The following is an 18,077-nucleotide window of genomic DNA, read 5'->3' on the forward strand; positions in this document are numbered from 1 at the left end:
TATTGCCATAAAACAAGGCACAACCTTGTAAAAGTAGTTGAAATTTGATATAGTAGTCCTATGTAAAATACAAAGGAGAAAACAATGGATCCAAATATTACTTTCTTAATCATGCTTGTAGGGATGATGGCCTTGATGTTCTTTATGCAACGTTCTCAAAAGAAACAAGCTCAAAAGCGTATGGAAAGCTTGAACAAGCTTCAAAAAGGCTATGAAGTCATTACAATTGGTGGACTCTACGGAACAGTGGATGAAGTAGATACTGAGAAACGAACAATCGTACTAGACGTAGATGGTGTTTATTTGACTTTTGAATTAGCTGCTATCAAGACAGTGTTGCCACTCAAAGAAGCTGTGACACCAGAAGGAGCAGTTATCGACGAAAGTGGAGCAATTGAAGAATAAAACGGGATCCTATCACTCCCGTTTTTCTATGAGATGAGAGGAAAAGGGATGAAAAAAATAGTATTTGTTTGCCTAGGAAATATTTGCCGCAGCCCCATGGCAGAGTTTGTGATGAAGTCCATGACGAGTGACTACCAAGTTGAGAGTCGAGCAACGTCATCTTGGGAACATGGCAATCCGATTCATAAGGGAACGCAAGGAATTTTCCAGCAATATCGGATCCCGTATGACAAAGACAAAACATCGCTTCAGATTGGCAGAGAAGACTTTGAGTCGTTTGATTACATTATCGGTATGGATGCTTCAAACGTTTCAGATCTGCATCAAATGTGTCCTCAGGAATTGCAGCATAAGATCTACCCTTTTGCATCTGAAAGTGTTCCAGATCCTTGGTATACAGGAGATTTTGAGGAAACCTATGCTCGCATCACAAGTGGCTGTAAAAGCTGGCTAGATCGATTAGAAAATGAGAGTGACAATGGAAAAGCTTAAAGAAATCTTCGAAAAATATCGAGTTTATCTAACTCGCCCACGTGTAGAGATTGCAACAGTCCTTCTAATCGCTATCTGTGCCATCTCGGTATTTCTACTAAATACACCCAAAAAGGGTGTCCTGACACTTGATGGTGGTGCACTTGTTTATGATGGTACCCTGGTACGAGGGAAAATGAATGGTCAAGGAACCATGACCTTTGAAAATGGGGACCAATACACAGGTGAGTTCAACAATGGGGCCTTCAATGGTAAAGGAACCTTCCAGTCCAAATCTGGCTGGAAATACGAAGGTGATTTTGTAAATGGCCAGGCTGAAGGTCAAGGAAAGTTGACGACAGAGCAAGAAGTTATCTATGAAGGAAGCTTTAAACAAGGAGTTTTCCAACAAAAACAGTAGTCTCCAGATGAGGAGGCTATTTTTAAAAGCAAGAAAGAAAGCGCTTTCTGTGATTAAGTTCGGTAAATAACTATCAACTAGAAAAAACTTTGTGAAATAAAAAAATATTTTTCATAATTTCACAATCATCCAGATAAAACTCTATTGCACAGGTAGGTTGAGAAAAAATTCACAAACTCATAAAATTTCTTTGTGAAATGCTTATGAAACGGTTTACAAAGAATAAAAAAAGAGTTATAATAAAATTGTGAAAAAATTAACAAAGGATTAAATCCTTGAAGGCTATGGAGGACGATATGGCTGATAAAAAAACGTTAACACCTGAGGAAAAACAACTCGCTGCTGAAAAGCATGTTGATGGACTCGTGAAAAAAGCCTTGGTTGCGCTTGATGAAATGCGCAAGTTGAACCAAGAACAAGTTGACTACATTGTGGCAAAAGCGTCAGTGGCAGCACTTGATGCGCACGGTATCCTCGCTCAACACGCAGTTGAAGAAACTGGTCGTGGTGTATTTGAAGACAAGGCTACAAAAAACCTTTTTGCCTGTGAGCACGTTGTGAATAATATGCGTGGTGTTAAAACTGTTGGAGTTATCGAAGATGATCCCGTTACAGGATTGACTAAGATTGCAGAACCTGTCGGTGTAGTGTGTGGTGTCACTCCAACAACGAACCCAACATCAACAGCTATTTTCAAATCATTGATTGCTTTGAAAACACGTAATCCAATCGTGTTTGCTTTCCACCCATCAGCTCAAGAATCTTCTGCTCACGCAGCACAAATTGTTCGTGATGCAGCTATCGCAGCTGGAGCACCTGAAAACTGTGTTCAATGGATTACTCAACCATCTATGGAAGCAACTGGAGCGCTTATGAACCACGAAGGTGTTGCAACTATCCTTGCAACTGGTGGTAATGCTATGGTTAAGGCGGCTTACTCATGTGGGAAACCAGCTCTTGGGGTAGGTGCCGGAAACGTTCCTGCTTATGTAGAAAAATCTGCTGACCTCCGTCAAGCTGCTCATGATATCGTCATGTCTAAATCATTTGATAATGGTATGGTCTGTGCATCAGAGCAAGCGGTTATCATTGATAAAGAAGTGTATGACGAATTTGTAGAAGAATTCAAATCATACCACACTTACTTTGTAAACAAAAAAGAAAAAGCACTTCTTGAAGAATTCTGTTTTGGCGTGAAAGCAAACAGCAAAAACTGTGCAGGCGCTAAACTAAATGCAAACATCGTTGGTAAACCAGCTGCATGGATTGCAGAACAAGCAGGATTCAGCGTTCCAGAAGGAACAAACATCTTGGCTGCAGAATGTGCAGAAGTAGGACCAAAAGAACCATTGACTCGTGAAAAATTGTCACCAGTTATCGCTGTCCTAAAAGCTGAAGATACAGAAGACGGTCTTACAAAAGCACGTCAAATGGTTGAGTTTAACGGACTTGGTCACTCAGCGGCCATCCATACAAAAGACGAAGCTCTTGCTAAACGCTTTGGTACAGAAATCAAAGCAATGCGTATTATCTGGAACTCTCCATCTACTTTCGGTGGTATCGGTGACGTATACAATGCCTTCATCCCATCATTGACACTTGGATGTGGTTCATACGGACGCAACTCAGTTGGTGATAACGTGAGCGCTATTAACCTTCTAAACATCAAGAAAGTAGGGAAACGTAGAAATAATATGCAATGGTTTAAAGTTCCTTCAAAAATTTACTTCGAACGCAATTCTATCCAATACCTTCAAACTTGTGAAGATATTGAACGCGTTATGATCGTTACAGACAAATCTATCGAAAAACTTGGCTTTGTTCAACGTGTTATTGATCAATTGAACGCACGTAACAACCGTGTAACCATCCAAGTCTTCTCAGATGTTGAACCAGATCCAGACATCACAACTGTAGAACGTGGTGCTGAAGTGATGAAAGCATTTGAACCAGACACAATCATCGCTCTTGGTGGTGGTTCTCCAATGGACGCGGCTAAAGTGATGTGGCTCTTCTACGAACAACCAGAAATCGACTTCCGTGACTTGGTTCAAAAATTCATGGATATCCGTAAACGTGCCTTCCGCTTCCCATCACTTGGTAAGAAAGCGAAGTACATTGGTATCCCAACAACTTCAGGTACAGGTTCAGAAGTAACACCATTTGCCGTTATCTCTGACAAGAAAAACAACCGCAAATACCCATTGGCTGACTACTCATTGACACCAACTATTGCGATTGTTGACCCTGCTTTGGTTGAATCAGTTCCAGACTTCATCGCAGCTGACACTGGTATGGACGTCTTGACTCATGCTACTGAAGCTTATACTTCAAACTTTGCCAACGACTACACAGACGGTATTGCGCTTCAAACAATCAAACTTGTCTTTGAATGGTTGGAAAAATCTGTTAAGACGGCTGATCCAGAAGCACGTGAGAAAATGCATAATGCGTCTACAATGGCTGGTATGGCCTTTGCCAATGCCTTCCTTGGTATGAGCCACTCAATGGCTCATAAGATTGGTGGTGTTCACCATACTGTTCACGGACGTACAAACGCAATCTTGCTTCCATACGTTATCCGTTACAACGGAACTCGCCCATCTAAGACAACTACATGGCCTAAATACAACTACTGGAAAGCTGATGAGAAATTCCAAGACATCGCGAAAATGCTTGGCTTGCCTCACTCAACTCCAGAAGAAGCAGTTGAAGCATACGCTAAAGCTGTTTACGACCTTGGTGTTGCAGTAGGTATCAAGATGAACTTCAAAGACCAAGGAATCGATGAAAAAGCTTGGAAAGACAGCTTGCATGAAATCGCCTTGCTTGCTTATGAAGACCAATGTTCACCTGCTAACCCACGCTTGCCAATGGTAGCTGACATGGAAGAAATCATGGCAGATGCTTACTATGGCTATGCAGAACGTCCAGGACGTCGTAAATAATCGTTTATCAGCCTAGAGGCAGGAGAAATCCTGTCTCTTTTCATAGTCCTATTTCTGAAGTTAGAGTTGAACTATGAGAAGAGAAGATTATGCGGATAGGATAGAAGGGCCTAGAAATAAAAGCTTAGGTGAATGAAGGAAATTGAAAAGTAGAAAAACAACGCCCGTACTTGCAATTCTACTTAAATAGTTATATAATAATGATGTTGAAAGGTGATTTGTAGTGATTCAAGTTACTCTTTTCACAATAAAATTTTCAGGATTTTCATAAGGAGGAAATCACTAATGGTAGTTAAAGTTGGTATTAACGGTTTCGGACGTATCGGTCGTCTTGCTTTCCGCCGTATCCAAAACGTAGAAGGTGTTGAAGTTACTCGCATCAACGACCTTACAGATCCAGTTATGCTTGCACACTTGTTGAAATACGACACAACTCAAGGTCGTTTCGACGGTACTGTAGAAGTTAGAGAAGGCGGATTTGAAGTTAACGGTAAATTCGTTAAAGTTTCTGCTGAACGTGATCCAGAACAAATCGACTGGGCTAACGACGGTGTAGAAATCGTTCTTGAAGCAACTGGTTTCTTTGCTAAGAAAGCAGCAGCTGAAAAACACTTGCACGCTGGTGGGGCTAAAAAAGTTGTTATCACTGCTCCTGGTGGAAACGACGTTAAAACAGTTGTATTTAACACTAACCACGACGTTCTTGACGGTACTGAAACAGTTATCTCAGGTGCTTCATGTACTACAAACTGCTTGGCTCCAATGGCTAAAGCTCTCCAAGACAACTTCGGTGTTGTTGAAGGATTGATGACTACTATCCACGCTTACACTGGTGACCAAATGATCCTTGACGGACCACACCGTGGTGGTGACCTTCGCCGTGCTCGCGCTGGTGCTGCTAACATCGTTCCTAACTCAACTGGTGCTGCTAAAGCTATCGGCTTGGTAATCCCAGAATTGAACGGTAAACTTGACGGTTCTGCACAACGCGTTCCAACTCCGACTGGATCAGTTACTGAGTTGGTAGCAGTTCTTGAAAAGAACGTTACTGTTGATGAAGTGAACGCAGCTATGAAAGCAGCTTCAAACGAATCATACGGTTACACAGAAGATCCAATCGTATCTTCAGATATCGTAGGTATGTCTTACGGTTCATTGTTTGACGCAACTCAAACTAAAGTTCTTGATGTTGACGGTAAACAATTGGTTAAAGTTGTATCATGGTACGACAATGAAATGTCATACACTGCACAACTTGTTCGTACTCTTGAATACTTTGCAAAAATCGCTAAATAATTCCTGAGTCGATAAAAAAGTAAGGCCTTTTGGTCTTGCTTTTTCTATTTTTAGATAAAACAAAATGGATGATTTAGCGGTCATCCATTCTTTTTTAATTCTCTTTCAAATGTATCAGAAAGGGCAGTGAAACTTAACTTTTCTAAAGTAAGTGGATGGGTAAAGGAAAGTCGAAAGGCATGGAGCATAAGCCGACTTGTTTTTGATTTACTATTATAGAGAGGATCACCCAAGATAGGGAAGTTATGGTGAGAAAGGTGAACACGGATTTGATGGGTTCGACCTGTCTTTAGTTTGCAACGAACCAGAGAAGTCTTATTTGGAAATTGTTTTAATCGACTTATCTGTGTTTCAGCATGTTGTCCATTTTTGGGATCTACGACTCGTTTTCTGCGATCGTGTCGATCGCGACCAATTTTATCTCGGAAGATAAGTTCTTTACTCTCTACTCGTCCTTCTACGAGTGCCCAGTACTCGCGAGCGATTTCCTTTTTCTCCAACAAACGATTGAGAATGGGTAGGATAAAAGGATTTTTAGCAAAAAGCACTAAACCGCTTGTTTCCATATCCAGGCGATGAACGACATAACAGGTTTGGCCGACGTAGGCAGAGGCATGGTTGAGCAGGGCAATTTCATCTGGTTGATTACCGTGTGTTTTCATGCCTTCGGGTTTGTTGACAACAATGAGATGTTGGTCTTGGTAAATCTCCTGAACAAGGTCTGGGTTGCCCCAGAGGATTTTCTTTGAGGGGTAATCCTCCTCGTCAAAAGTCAATTGGCAAATATCCCCTGGCTTCACCATCTCGTTCCAGTGAACTTCTTCGTGATTAATTAAGATGTTCTTCTTTATTCTCAAAAAATGACGGATTTTTCTAGGAATGAGGAGCTGTTCCTCTAGAAATTGTTTGACCGTCATTTGATGCAAGGATTTGGGTAATGTAAATGTGAATTGCATACAGATATTGTAACAAAAAAAGCCCTATTTGGATAGGGAATAGCTAAATTCTTGAGTTCCTATGGTGAAGATGATAAAATAAACGCATGAAATTAGATAAATTATTTGAGAAGTTCCTTTCTCTCTTTAAAAAAGAAACGAGTGAATCGGCGGAGTCTGATTCTACTAGCATGCGTCGTTCACGGAGCGATAGAAAAAAATTGTCCCAAGTAGGCCCAATTCGGAAATTTTGGCGTCGTTATCATCTGACAAAAATCGTCATCATTTTAGGGTTAAGTGCAGGTTTGCTCGTAGGAACCTACCTATTTGCAATAGCCAAGTCTACCAATGTCAATGACTTGCAAAATGCCTTGAAAACGCGAACTCTGATTTTTGACCGCGAAGAAAAAGAGGCGGGGGCCCTATCAGGTCAAAAGGGAACCTATGTTGAGCTGGCAGGTATCAGCAAAGACTTGCAAAATGCTGTCGTCGCGACAGAGGACCGTTCCTTTTATAAAAATGATGGGATTAACTACGGTCGTTTCTTTCTAGCTATTATCACAGCGGGTCGTTCTGGAGGGGGCTCCACCATCACTCAACAGTTGGCAAAAAATGCCTATTTGTCTCAGGACCAAACCGTTGAACGAAAGGCCAAGGAGTTTTTCCTGGCCTTAGAATTGACAAAGAAATACAGCAAGGAGCAAATCCTTACTATGTATCTCAATAACGCCTACTTCGGGAATGGGGTATGGGGTGTTGAAGATGCAAGTAAGAAATATTTCGGCGTATCGGCTTCACAACTAACGCTTGATCAGGCGGCGACTCTAGCAGGTATGCTCAAGGGACCAGAATTGTATAATCCATTAAATTCTGTTGAGACTTCGACCAACCGTAGGGATACTGTTTTGCAAAATATGGTTGCAGCGGGCTATATTGATAAAAATCAAGAGACCGAAGCAGCTGGAGTAGATATGGCTTCTCAACTGCAAGATAAGTATGAGGGTAAAATTTCTGATTATCGTTATCCATCCTATTTTGATGCAGTTGTCAACGAAGCAGTTTCCAAGTACAATCTCACAGAAGAAGAGATTGTCAACAACGGCTATCGAATCTATACGGAACTTGACCAAAACTACCAAGCAAACATGCAGGTTATTTACGAAAACACTTCCCTATTTCCAACAGCAGAAGACGGAACGCATGCTGAATCAGGTAGTGTTGCTCTAGAGCCTAAAACAGGTGGGGTGCGTGGAGTTGTCGGTCGCGTAGCTGGTGATGACAAATCAGGATTCCGTAATTTCAACTATGCCACTCAGTCTAAGCGTAGCCCGGGTTCAACTATCAAACCTTTAGTGGTTTATACTCCAGCTGTGGAAGCCGGATGGACTCTGAACAAGCAACTGGACAACCACACCATGCAATATGACAGTTATCAAGTAGACAACTATGCGGGTATTAAGACATCTCCAGAAGTACCTATGTATCAGGCTTTGGCGGAATCACTCAACCTACCAGCAGTTGCGACTGTAAATGAATTAGGTATTGACAAAGCTTTTGACGCTGGGGAGAGATTTGGCCTGAATATGGAAAAAGTTGACCGAGTTCTTGGAGTTGCTCTTGGTGGAGGTGTGGAGACGAATCCTCTCCAGATGGCGCAAGCCTATGCAGCCTTTGCTAATGGAGGTCTAATGCCTGAAGCACATTTCATCACTCGTATTGAAAATGCCAGTGGTCAGGTCATCAAGAGTCATAAAAATTCTCAAAAACGAGTAATTGATAAGTCGGTAGCCGATAAAATGACCAGCATGATGCTAGGGACATTTACCAATGGTACAGGAATTAGTTCATCGCCAACAGATTATGTTATGGCTGGAAAGACAGGTACTACTGAGGCTGCTTTTAATTCAGTATATACTAGTGACCAGTGGGTGATTGGCTATACTCCAGATGTGGTAATTACCCACTGGCTCGGCTTCCCGACGACGGATGAGAACCATTATCTAGCAGGTTCGACCTCGAATGGAGCAGCCCATGTCTTTAGAAGTATGGCTAATACCATTTTGCCATACACTCCAGGTAGCACTTTTACAGTTGAGAATGCTTATAAACAAAATGGTATTGAACCAGAAAATACGAAAAAGCAGGTTGTTGAAAATGAGGCAAACCAGTCTGAGGACCCGATAGGAGATATTCGTAGTCGTGCACAAAATCTTGTAGATGAAGCAGGACGTGCGATTTCGGATGCAAAGATAAAAGAAAAAGCCCAGACAATCTGGGACTCTTTCGTCAATCTCTTTCGTTAAGAGGCTTGTCAAAGCCTAGGTTTCTTGTTATAATAGATAAGATGGAGGCGTTATGGCACTAAAAAAAGCAAGCCTAGCTTGTGCAGTTTGCGGTTCAAGAAATTATTCGATTAAAATTAGTGGGAACCCCAAGCCAACACGACTAGAAGTAAATAAATTTTGTAGACATTGTGGAAAATATACGACACATAGAGAAACGAGATAGGAGAGAACGATGGGTTTTATTAAGGATATTTTTAAACTTCTTAAGGAAACAACATGGCCGACTCGCAAAGAAAGCTGGAGAGATTTTCGCTCAATTATGGAATACACAGCCTTCTTTGTGGTTATCATTTACATTTTTGACCAGTTGATTGTTTCAGGTTTGATTCGATTTATTAACATTTTTTAGAAGAAAAGCGGAAGACTTCTGCTGGCTTTCTTCTATTATGTATGAAAGGAAATATCATGGATAGTTTTGACAAGGGATGGTTTGTTCTACAAACTTATTCTGGCTATGAAAATAAGGTAAAAGAAAATCTATTGCAACGTGCGCAAACATATAACATGTTGGATAATATTCTACGTGTTGAGATTCCAACACAAACCGTGCAAGTTGAGAAAAATGGAAAGAAAAAGGAAGTCGAAGAGAATCGCTTTCCAGGTTATGTCCTTGTAGAAATGGTCATGACCGATGAAGCGTGGTTCGTTGTTCGAAACACACCTAACGTAACAGGATTCGTCGGCTCACACGGGAACAGATCAAAACCAACTCCGCTATTGGAACAGGAAATCCGTGATATTCTGGTTTCTATGGGACAAACCGTTCAAGAGTTTGATATTGACGTTGAAGTCGGCCAGACAGTCCGCATCATTGATGGCGCTTTTGCAGACTATACAGGTAAAATTACTGAAATTGATAACAACAAAGTGAAGATGATTATCTCTATGTTTGGTAATGACACGATTGCAGAAGTGAATCTCAACCAAATTGCAGAATTATAACCCAGAGAGGCAGGGCCTCTCTTTTTGTATGCAGTTGAGGTAGCGAGAAGTACAGAAGAGGAGAAGTAGATCAAAGGCTTGATGCATTTTGTTAAACTAAATGCAGAAAGGAGAGGTCTATGAATCTGAAAGAACTATACGAAGAAAGCAAGGGGATTGTCCATAAGTGCCGCAAAGAATACCATTTACATCTGTGGGAGAAAGAGGACTGGGACCAGGAGGGGATGATGTGCCTGTATGAGCTGGTCAGTCACCATCCAGAGTTACTAGTTGGTGAACGTCGCCGATTATATGTGTGCTTTAAAACCAAATTCCGCAATCGCATCCTAGACTACATCCGTAAACAGGAAAGTCACAAGCGCCGTTTCGACAAAGAGCCTTATGAGGAGGTGAGTGAAATCAGCCATCGCCTAGGAGAAAAAGGACTGAGACTGGATGATTATTATCTCTTTCATGAGCTTCTAAAGAATTACAAGGCAAGTCAGGGGAAAGAAAAACAAGAACAACTAGAACGTCTGATGGGAGGAGAATGTTTCAAAGGACGCAAGGCACTTCTAGGAGAATTAAGAGTGGTATTGAGTGATTTTAGATAAACTGAAAATAGGCAAAAAATCCCTTGACAAAGTTTGAAAAGTAGGTATAATAGAAAGAGTTGAAAAGCTCAAGGTCCGTTGGTCAAGGGGTTAAGACACCGCCTTTTCACGGCGGTAACACGGGTTCGAATCCCGTACGGACTATGTGTGTATCGCAGGGACGAAAAAAGTAAAAAAAGTTTCAAAAAAGTGTTGACATAGGTCAACAGCTGTGATATACTAATATAGTTGTCGCTTGAGAGAGATTGAGTGACAAAGACCTTTGAAAACTGAACAAGACGAACCAATGTGCAGGGCACTATAACAAAGGTTATAGTACTGAACAATGAAAAAAACAATAAATCTGTCAGTGACAGAAATGAGTGAGAACTCAAACTTTTAATGAGAGTTTGATCCTGGCTCAGGACGAACGCTGGCGGCGTGCCTAATACATGCAAGTAGAACGCTGAAGGAGGAGCTTGCTTCTCCGGATGAGTTGCGAACGGGTGAGTAACGCGTAGGTAACCTGCCTGGTAGCGGGGGATAACTATTGGAAACGATAGCTAATACCGCATAATAGCAGTTATTGCATGATAACTGTTTGAAAGGTGCAATTGCACCACTACCAGATGGACCTGCGTTGTATTAGCTAGTTGGTGGGGTAACGGCTCACCAAGGCGACGATACATAGCCGACCTGAGAGGGTGATCGGCCACACTGGGACTGAGACACGGCCCAGACTCCTACGGGAGGCAGCAGTAGGGAATCTTCGGCAATGGACGGAAGTCTGACCGAGCAACGCCGCGTGAGTGAAGAAGGTTTTCGGATCGTAAAGCTCTGTTGTAAGAGAAGAACGAGTGTGAGAGTGGAAAGTTCACACTGTGACGGTATCTTACCAGAAAGGGACGGCTAACTACGTGCCAGCAGCCGCGGTAATACGTAGGTCCCGAGCGTTGTCCGGATTTATTGGGCGTAAAGCGAGCGCAGGCGGTTAGATAAGTCTGAAGTTAAAGGCTGTGGCTTAACCATAGTACGCTTTGGAAACTGTTTAACTTGAGTGCAAGAGGGGAGAGTGGAATTCCATGTGTAGCGGTGAAATGCGTAGATATATGGAGGAACACCGGTGGCGAAAGCGGCTCTCTGGCTTGTAACTGACGCTGAGGCTCGAAAGCGTGGGGAGCAAACAGGATTAGATACCCTGGTAGTCCACGCCGTAAACGATGAGTGCTAGGTGTTAGACCCTTTCCGGGGTTTAGTGCCGCAGCTAACGCATTAAGCACTCCGCCTGGGGAGTACGACCGCAAGGTTGAAACTCAAAGGAATTGACGGGGGCCCGCACAAGCGGTGGAGCATGTGGTTTAATTCGAAGCAACGCGAAGAACCTTACCAGGTCTTGACATCCCTCTGACCGCTCTAGAGATAGAGCTTTCCTTCGGGACAGAGGTGACAGGTGGTGCATGGTTGTCGTCAGCTCGTGTCGTGAGATGTTGGGTTAAGTCCCGCAACGAGCGCAACCCCTATTGTTAGTTGCCATCATTCAGTTGGGCACTCTAGCGAGACTGCCGGTAATAAACCGGAGGAAGGTGGGGATGACGTCAAATCATCATGCCCCTTATGACCTGGGCTACACACGTGCTACAATGGCTGGTACAACGAGTCGCAAGCCGGTGACGGCAAGCTAATCTCTTAAAGCCAGTCTCAGTTCGGATTGTAGGCTGCAACTCGCCTACATGAAGTCGGAATCGCTAGTAATCGCGGATCAGCACGCCGCGGTGAATACGTTCCCGGGCCTTGTACACACCGCCCGTCACACCACGAGAGTTTGTAACACCCGAAGTCGGTGAGGTAACCTTTTAGGAGCCAGCCGCCTAAGGTGGGATAGATGATTGGGGTGAAGTCGTAACAAGGTAGCCGTATCGGAAGGTGCGGCTGGATCACCTCCTTTCTAAGGATAAGGAACTGCGCATTGGTCTTGTTTAGTCTTGAGAGGTCTTGTGGGGCCTTAGCTCAGCTGGGAGAGCGCCTGCTTTGCACGCAGGAGGTCAGCGGTTCGATCCCGCTAGGCTCCATTGGTGAGAGATCACCAAGTAATGCACATTGAAAATTGAATATCTATATCAAATAGTAACAAGAAAATAAACCGAAACGCTGTAGTATTAAAAGAGTTACTGACTGAAAGGTCAGAAAATAAGGTTAAGTTAATAAGGGCGCACGGTGGATGCCTTGGCACTAGGAGCCGAAGAAGGACGTGACAAACGACGATATGCCTTGGGTAGCTGTAAGTAAGCGATGATCCAGGGATTTCCGAATGGGGGAACCCAACAGGTACTACCTGTTACCCATATCTGTTAAGGATGTGAGGAGGAAGACGCAGTGAACTGAAACATCTAAGTAGCTGCAGGAAGAGAAAGCAAAAGCGATTGCCTTAGTAGCGGCGAGCGAAACGGCAGGAGGGCAAACCGAAGAGTTTACTCTTCGGGGTTGTAGGACTGCAATGTGGACTCAAAGATTATAGAAGAATGATTTGGGAAGATCAGCCAAAGAGAGTAACAGCCTCGTATTTAAAATAGTCTTTGTACCTAGCAGTATCCTGAGTACGGCGGGACACGAGAAATCCCGTCGGAATCTGGGAGGACCATCTCCCAACCCTAAATACTCCCTAGTGACCGATAGTGAACCAGTACCGTGAGGGAAAGGTGAAAAGCACCCCGGGAGGGGAGTGAAATAGAACCTGAAACCGTGTGCCTACAACAAGTTCGAGCCCGTTAATGGGTGAGAGCGTGCCTTTTGTAGAATGAACCGGCGAGTTACGATATGATGCGAGGTTAAGTTGAAGAGACGGAGCCGCAGGGAAACCGAGTCTGAATAGGGCGCATTAGTATCATGTCGTAGACCCGAAACCATGTGACCTACCCATGAGCAGGTTGAAGGTGCGGTAAGACGCACTGGAGGACCGAACCAGGGCACGTTGAAAAGTGCTTGGATGACTTGTGGGTAGCGGAGAAATTCCAAACGAACTTGGAGATAGCTGGTTCTCTCCGAAATAGCTTTAGGGCTAGCGTCGACATTAGAGATTCTTGGAGGTAGAGCACTGTTTGGGTGAGGGGTCCATCCCGGATTACCAATCTCAGATAAACTCCGAATGCCAAAGAATTATGGTCGGCAGTCAGACTGCGAGTGCTAAGATCCGTAGTCGAAAGGGAAACAGCCCAGACCACCAGCTAAGGTCCCAAAATAATTGTTAAGTGGAAAAGGATGTGGGGTTGCACAGACAACTAGGATGTTAGCTTAGAAGCAGCTATTCATTCAAAGAGTGCGTAATAGCTCACTAGTCGAGTGACCCTGCGCCGAAAATGTACCGGGGCTAAAACAATTTACCGAAGCTGTGGATACCTTTATAGGTATGGTAGGAGAGCGTTCTATGTGTGATGAAGGTATACCGTGAGGAGTGCTGGAACGCATAGAAGTGAGAATGCCGGTATGAGTAGCGAAAGACAGGTGAGAATCCTGTCCACCGTAAGACTAAGGTTTCCAGGGGAAGGCTCGTCCGCCCTGGGTTAGTCGGGACCTAAGGAGAGACCGAAAGGTGTATCCGATGGACAACAGGTTGATATTCCTGTACTAGAGTATGTAGTGATGGAGGGACGCAGTAGGCTAACTAAAGCAGACGATTGGAAGTGTCTGTCTAAGCAGTGAGGTGTGATATGAGTCAAATGCTTATATCTATAACATTGAGCTGTGATGGGGAGCGAAGTTTAGTAGCGAAGTTAGTGACGTCACACTGCCAAGAAAAGCTTCTAGCGTTTAAACATACTCTACCCGTACCGCAAACCGACACAGGTAGTCGAGGCGAGTAGCCTCAGGTGAGCGAGAGAACTCTCGTTAAGGAACTCGGCAAAATGACCCCGTAACTTCGGGAGAAGGGGTGCTGACTTTACGTCAGCCGCAGTGAATAGGCCCAAGCAACTGTTTATCAAAAACACAGCTCTCTGCTAAATCGTAAGATGATGTATAGGGGGTGACGCCTGCCCGGTGCTGGAAGGTTAAGAGGAGTGCTTAGCGGTAACGCGAAGGTATGAATTGAAGCCCCAGTAAACGGCGGCCGTAACTATAACGGTCCTAAGGTAGCGAAATTCCTTGTCGGGTAAGTTCCGACCCGCACGAAAGGCGTAATGATTTGGGCACTGTCTCAACGAGAGACTCGGTGAAATTTTAGTACCTGTGAAGATGCAGGTTACCCGCGACAGGACGGAAAGACCCCATGGAGCTTTACTGCAGTTTGATATTGAGTGTCTGTACCACATGTACAGGATAGGTAGGAGTCTATGAGATCGGGACGCCAGTTTCGAAGGAGACGTTGTTGGGATACTACCCTTGTGTTATGGCCACTCTAACCCGGATAGGTTATCCCTATCGGAGACAGTGTCTGACGGGCAGTTTGACTGGGGCGGTCGCCTCCTAAAAGGTAACGGAGGCGCCCAAAGGTTCCCTCAGAATGGTTGGAAATCATTCGCAGAGTGTAAAGGTATAAGGGAGCTTGACTGCGAGAGCTACAACTCGAGCAGGGACGAAAGTCGGGCTTAGTGATCCGGTGGTTCCGCATGGAAGGGCCATCGCTCAACGGATAAAAGCTACCCTGGGGATAACAGGCTTATCTCCCCCAAGAGTTCACATCGACGGGGAGGTTTGGCACCTCGATGTCGGCTCGTCGCATCCTGGGGCTGTAGTCGGTCCCAAGGGTTGGGCTGTTCGCCCATTAAAGCGGCACGCGAGCTGGGTTCAGAACGTCGTGAGACAGTTCGGTCCCTATCCGTCGCGGGCGTAGGAAATTTGAGAGGATCTGCTCCTAGTACGAGAGGACCAGAGTGGACTTACCGCTGGTGTACCAGTTGTCTTGCCAAAGGCATCGCTGGGTAGCTATGTAGGGAAGGGATAAACGCTGAAAGCATCTAAGTGTGAAACCCACCTCAAGATGAGATTTCCCATGATTTTATATCAGTAAGAGCCCTGAGAGATGATCAGGTAGATAGGTTAGAAGTGGAAGTGTGGTGACACATGTAGCGGACTAATACTAATAGCTCGAGGACTTATCCAAAGTAACTGAGAAAACTTAGCGTATGGTTTTTCTAATTATTTGATAGATATTCAATTTTGAGTAGGTATTACTCAGAGTTAAGTGACGATAGCCTAGGAGATACACCTGTACCCATGCCGAACACAGCAGTTAAGCCCTAGAACGCCGGAAGTAGTTGGGGGTTGCCCCCTGTGAGATATGGAAGTCGCTTAGCAGAATAGGAAGTTTAGAGGCTTCCTTTTTGGGAGTTTAGCTCAGCTGGGAGAGCATCTGCCTTACAAGCAGAGGGTCAGCGGTTCGATCCCGTTAACTCCCATAGGTCCCGTAGTGTAGCGGTTATCACGTCGCCCTGTCACGGCGAAGATCGCGGGTTCGATTCCCGTCGGGACCGTAAGATAACGGAAGTTATTTTAGACTCGTTAGCTCAGTTGGTAGAGCAATTGACTTTTAATCAATGGGTCACTGGTTCGAGCCCAGTACGGGTCATATTTGCGGGTTTGGCGGAATTGGCAGACGCACCAGATTTAGGATCTGGCGCTTAACGGCGTGGGGGTTCAAGTCCCTTAACCCGCATAGTAGAAATTAGCCGGCTTAGCTCAGTTGGTAGAGCATCTGATTTGTAATCAGAGGGTCGCGTGTTCAAGTCATGTAGCCGGCATTAGAACTAGAAGAGGTCGATGCGAACGTAGTTCAGTGGTAGAACACCACCTTGCCAAGGTGGGGGTCGCGGGTTCGAATCCCGTCGTTCGCTTAGAGAGGCCGGGGTGGCGGAACTGGCAGACGCACAGGACTTAAAATCCTGCGATTGGAAACGATCGTACCGGTTCGATCCCGGTCCTCGGCATATAATAATGAGCACCCTTAGCTCAACTGGATAGAGTACCTGACTACGAATCAGGCGGTTAGAGGTTCGAATCCTCTAGGGTGCATTTTTTCTATTTAACTCGGGAAGTAGCTCAGCTTGGTAGAGTACTTGGTTTGGGACCAAGGTGTCGCAGGTTCGAATCCTGTCTTCCCGATTGATTTATTGACTAAGATACTTAAGTGAGTATCTTTTTTTGGCTCTTTGTCAACTGTAGTGGATTGAAGAAAAGCTAAGATCGAGAAAGGACAAATTTTGTCCTTTCTTTTTTTATGTTCAGAGTGATGAAAATCTTTTTTTTGAAGTTTTCAAAGTTTCGAAAACCAAAGGCATTTCGTTTGATGAGTTTAATGAGATTATTAGTCGCCTCTAATTTTGCGTTAGAATAGGGTAGTTGAAGGGCGTTGACAATGTTCTCTTTATCTTTGAGGAAGGTTTTAAAGACAGTCTGAAAAAGAGGATGAACCAGCTTTAGATTGTCCTCAATGAGTCCGAAAAATTTCTCGGGTTCCTTATTCTGAAAGTGAAAAAGCAAGAGTTGGTAGAGATGATAGTGGTGTTTTAAGTCTTCTGAATAGCTCAAAAGCTTGTCTAGAATTTCTCTATTCGTTAAGTGCATACGAAAAGCAGGGCGATAAAATCTCTTATCGCTGAGTTTACGGCTTTCTTGTTGAATGAGCTTCCAGTAGCGCTTGATAGCCTTGTATTCATGGGATTTTCTATCGAATTGGTTCATGATTTGGACCCGCACACGGCTCATAGCACGGCTTAAGTGTTGCACAATGTGAAAGCGATCCAATACAATTTTTGCATTTGGGAGTGAAACAGTCTGGTAGACTGTTTCAGCCTGAGCCTAGAAATTCGAAAGCGAAGCTGTTTAGCCAAGTCATAGTAAGGGCTAAACATATCCATCGTAATGATTTTCACCTGACAACGAACAGCTCGATCGCAGCGCAGAAAGTGATTTCGGATGATAGTTTGTGTCCTGCCTTCAAGGACAGTGATGATATTGAGCTTGTCAAAATCTTGTGCAATGAAACTCATCTTCATCTCCCGATTGAAACAGTCACTCCCCTGACTGTTTCAACATCCCAAGACATAATCTCTGGAAGTCGGCTAAAGTCATGTTTAAAGTGAAAGTCATTGAGCTTGCGAATGACAGTTGAAGTTGAAATGGCCAGCTGATAAGTAATATCAGTCATAGAGGTCTTTTCAATCAACTTTTGAGCAATTTTTTGGTTGATAATACGAGGGATTTGGTGCTTTTTCTTGACGAGAGAAGTCTCAGCGACCAACATTTTCGAACAATGATAGCACTTGAAACGACGCTTTTTCAGAAGAATTCTAGTAGGCATGCCAGTCGTTTCAGGGGAAGGAATCTTAGACGGTTTTTGAAAATCATATTTCTTCAGTGATTTCCTTTTGGGGGATCCATATTGATAATATCTACACTCTTGATGTTAGGGTCTTTAATATCGAGTAGTTTTGTGATAAAATGTAATGGTTCCATATGATTCTTTCTAATGATGGTTTGGTCGCTTTTCATTATAGATCTTTTGGGACTTTTTTCTACAACAAAATAGGCTCCATAATATCCATAGGGGATTTACCCACTACAAATATTATAGAGCCTGCAAACAACACCCCATGACTAGAAGATTCTTCTAACCATGGGGTGTTTTCTCTATAGGAGGGCTAGGTTATACTCTTCGAAAATCTCTTTAAACCACGTCAGCTTCGCCTTATCTACAACCTCAAAGCTGTGCTTTGAGCAGCCTGCGGCTAGCTTTCTAGTTTACTCTTTGA

The 18,077-nt window shown here is 43.9% G+C and carries 11 protein-coding genes, 11 tRNA genes, 3 rRNA genes and 1 pseudogene; 24 read left to right on the forward strand and 2 right to left on the reverse strand.

The window, feature by feature from the left end; translation table 11 throughout:
- The first annotated feature begins 84 nt into the window (after positions 1 to 84).
- The 5 genes from yajC (at position 85) to gap (ending at position 5,541) form a co-directional block, all read left to right on the forward strand.
- Positions 85 to 405: a preprotein translocase subunit YajC gene (gene yajC, locus I6G42_RS03385; RefSeq protein WP_000371436.1), complete on the forward strand. Its 321-nt coding sequence runs from the start codon at positions 85 to 87 to the stop codon at positions 403 to 405.
- A gap of 48 nt (positions 406 to 453) precedes the next feature.
- The gene (locus I6G42_RS03390; protein ID WP_038804039.1) at positions 454 to 897 is read left to right on the forward strand and encodes a low molecular weight protein-tyrosine-phosphatase; all 444 of its coding nucleotides are present in this window, start codon (positions 454 to 456) and stop codon (positions 895 to 897) included.
- On the forward strand, positions 884 to 1,297 hold the full coding sequence (locus tag I6G42_RS03395) for an MORN repeat-containing protein (protein WP_000413120.1): 414 nt from the start codon (positions 884 to 886) through the stop codon (positions 1,295 to 1,297). Before I6G42_RS03390 ends, I6G42_RS03395 begins: the two co-directional genes overlap by 14 nt.
- A 296-nt stretch (positions 1,298 to 1,593) precedes the next feature.
- Positions 1,594 to 4,245, forward strand: a complete 2,652-nt coding sequence (gene adhE / locus I6G42_RS03400; RefSeq protein WP_038804038.1) for a bifunctional acetaldehyde-CoA/alcohol dehydrogenase — start codon at positions 1,594 to 1,596, stop codon at positions 4,243 to 4,245.
- Positions 4,246 to 4,530: 285 nt separating this feature from the next.
- Positions 4,531 to 5,541: a type I glyceraldehyde-3-phosphate dehydrogenase gene (gap, locus tag I6G42_RS03405; protein WP_038804036.1), complete on the forward strand. Its 1,011-nt coding sequence runs from the start codon at positions 4,531 to 4,533 to the stop codon at positions 5,539 to 5,541.
- Positions 5,542 to 5,621: 80 nt separating this feature from the next.
- On the opposite strand, the gene I6G42_RS03410 is transcribed toward gap, so the two are convergent.
- The gene (locus tag I6G42_RS03410; protein WP_152417900.1) at positions 5,622 to 6,497 is read right to left on the reverse strand and encodes an RluA family pseudouridine synthase; all 876 of its coding nucleotides are present in this window, start codon (positions 6,495 to 6,497) and stop codon (positions 5,622 to 5,624) included.
- Between the two features lie 86 nt (positions 6,498 to 6,583).
- Here I6G42_RS03410 and pbp2a point away from each other — a divergent pair, with 86 nt between their 5' ends.
- The 19 genes from pbp2a (at position 6,584) to I6G42_RS03505 (ending at position 16,428) form a co-directional block, all read left to right on the forward strand.
- Complete coding sequence (pbp2a, locus tag I6G42_RS03415; RefSeq protein ID WP_038804035.1) at positions 6,584 to 8,779, forward strand: penicillin-binding protein PBP2A; 2,196 nt, start codon at positions 6,584 to 6,586, stop codon at positions 8,777 to 8,779.
- A gap of 52 nt (positions 8,780 to 8,831) precedes the next feature.
- Positions 8,832 to 8,984 (forward strand): 50S ribosomal protein L33, encoded by a 153-nt coding sequence (gene rpmG, locus I6G42_RS03420; protein WP_038804034.1) that lies wholly within the window; start codon positions 8,832 to 8,834, stop codon positions 8,982 to 8,984.
- Between the two features lie 9 nt (positions 8,985 to 8,993).
- The gene (gene secE / locus I6G42_RS03425; RefSeq protein ID WP_000505776.1) at positions 8,994 to 9,170 is read left to right on the forward strand and encodes a preprotein translocase subunit SecE; all 177 of its coding nucleotides are present in this window, start codon (positions 8,994 to 8,996) and stop codon (positions 9,168 to 9,170) included.
- A gap of 56 nt (positions 9,171 to 9,226) precedes the next feature.
- Complete coding sequence (nusG, locus tag I6G42_RS03430) at positions 9,227 to 9,763, forward strand: transcription termination/antitermination protein NusG (RefSeq protein WP_000376732.1); 537 nt, start codon at positions 9,227 to 9,229, stop codon at positions 9,761 to 9,763.
- A gap of 119 nt (positions 9,764 to 9,882) precedes the next feature.
- Positions 9,883 to 10,356 carry a sigma-70 family RNA polymerase sigma factor gene (locus tag I6G42_RS03435; protein WP_197906202.1) on the forward strand — a complete coding sequence of 158 codons (474 nt, stop codon included), beginning with the start codon at positions 9,883 to 9,885 and terminating at the stop codon, positions 10,354 to 10,356.
- A gap of 72 nt (positions 10,357 to 10,428) precedes the next feature.
- A tRNA-Glu gene (locus tag I6G42_RS03440) sits at positions 10,429 to 10,500 on the forward strand.
- Positions 10,501 to 10,733: 233 nt separating this feature from the next.
- Positions 10,734 to 12,280, forward strand: a 16S ribosomal RNA gene (locus I6G42_RS03445).
- A gap of 51 nt (positions 12,281 to 12,331) precedes the next feature.
- Positions 12,332 to 12,404, forward strand: a tRNA-Ala gene (locus I6G42_RS03450).
- 122 nt (positions 12,405 to 12,526) lie between these two features.
- Positions 12,527 to 15,430, forward strand: a 23S ribosomal RNA gene (locus I6G42_RS03455).
- 77 nt (positions 15,431 to 15,507) lie between these two features.
- Positions 15,508 to 15,623, forward strand: a 5S ribosomal RNA gene (gene rrf, locus I6G42_RS03460).
- The 16S, 23S and 5S rRNA genes sit together here with 11 tRNA genes alongside, the layout of an rRNA operon.
- A 29-nt stretch (positions 15,624 to 15,652) precedes the next feature.
- Positions 15,653 to 15,725, forward strand: a tRNA-Val gene (locus I6G42_RS03465).
- A 2-nt stretch (positions 15,726 to 15,727) separates the two neighbouring features.
- Positions 15,728 to 15,800: transfer RNA gene (locus I6G42_RS03470), tRNA-Asp, on the forward strand.
- A 22-nt stretch (positions 15,801 to 15,822) separates the two neighbouring features.
- Positions 15,823 to 15,895: transfer RNA gene (locus tag I6G42_RS03475), tRNA-Lys, on the forward strand.
- Positions 15,896 to 15,900: 5 nt separating this feature from the next.
- Positions 15,901 to 15,982: transfer RNA gene (locus tag I6G42_RS03480), tRNA-Leu, on the forward strand.
- 12 nt (positions 15,983 to 15,994) lie between these two features.
- Positions 15,995 to 16,067, forward strand: a tRNA-Thr gene (locus tag I6G42_RS03485).
- Between the two features lie 21 nt (positions 16,068 to 16,088).
- A tRNA-Gly gene (locus I6G42_RS03490) sits at positions 16,089 to 16,160 on the forward strand.
- Positions 16,161 to 16,167: 7 nt separating this feature from the next.
- Positions 16,168 to 16,253 (forward strand) — tRNA-Leu (locus tag I6G42_RS03495).
- Positions 16,254 to 16,264: 11 nt separating this feature from the next.
- Positions 16,265 to 16,338: transfer RNA gene (locus tag I6G42_RS03500), tRNA-Arg, on the forward strand.
- Positions 16,339 to 16,354: 16 nt separating this feature from the next.
- Positions 16,355 to 16,428: transfer RNA gene (locus I6G42_RS03505), tRNA-Pro, on the forward strand.
- A gap of 75 nt (positions 16,429 to 16,503) precedes the next feature.
- Here I6G42_RS03505 and I6G42_RS03510 read toward each other — a convergent pair.
- Positions 16,504 to 17,781: pseudogene (locus I6G42_RS03510) on the reverse strand (transposase).
- Positions 17,782 to 18,077 lie beyond the last annotated feature (296 nt).

Source organism: Streptococcus oralis (genome assembly GCF_016028255.1).
GTDB classification, from domain to species: domain Bacteria; phylum Bacillota; class Bacilli; order Lactobacillales; family Streptococcaceae; genus Streptococcus; species Streptococcus oralis_AC.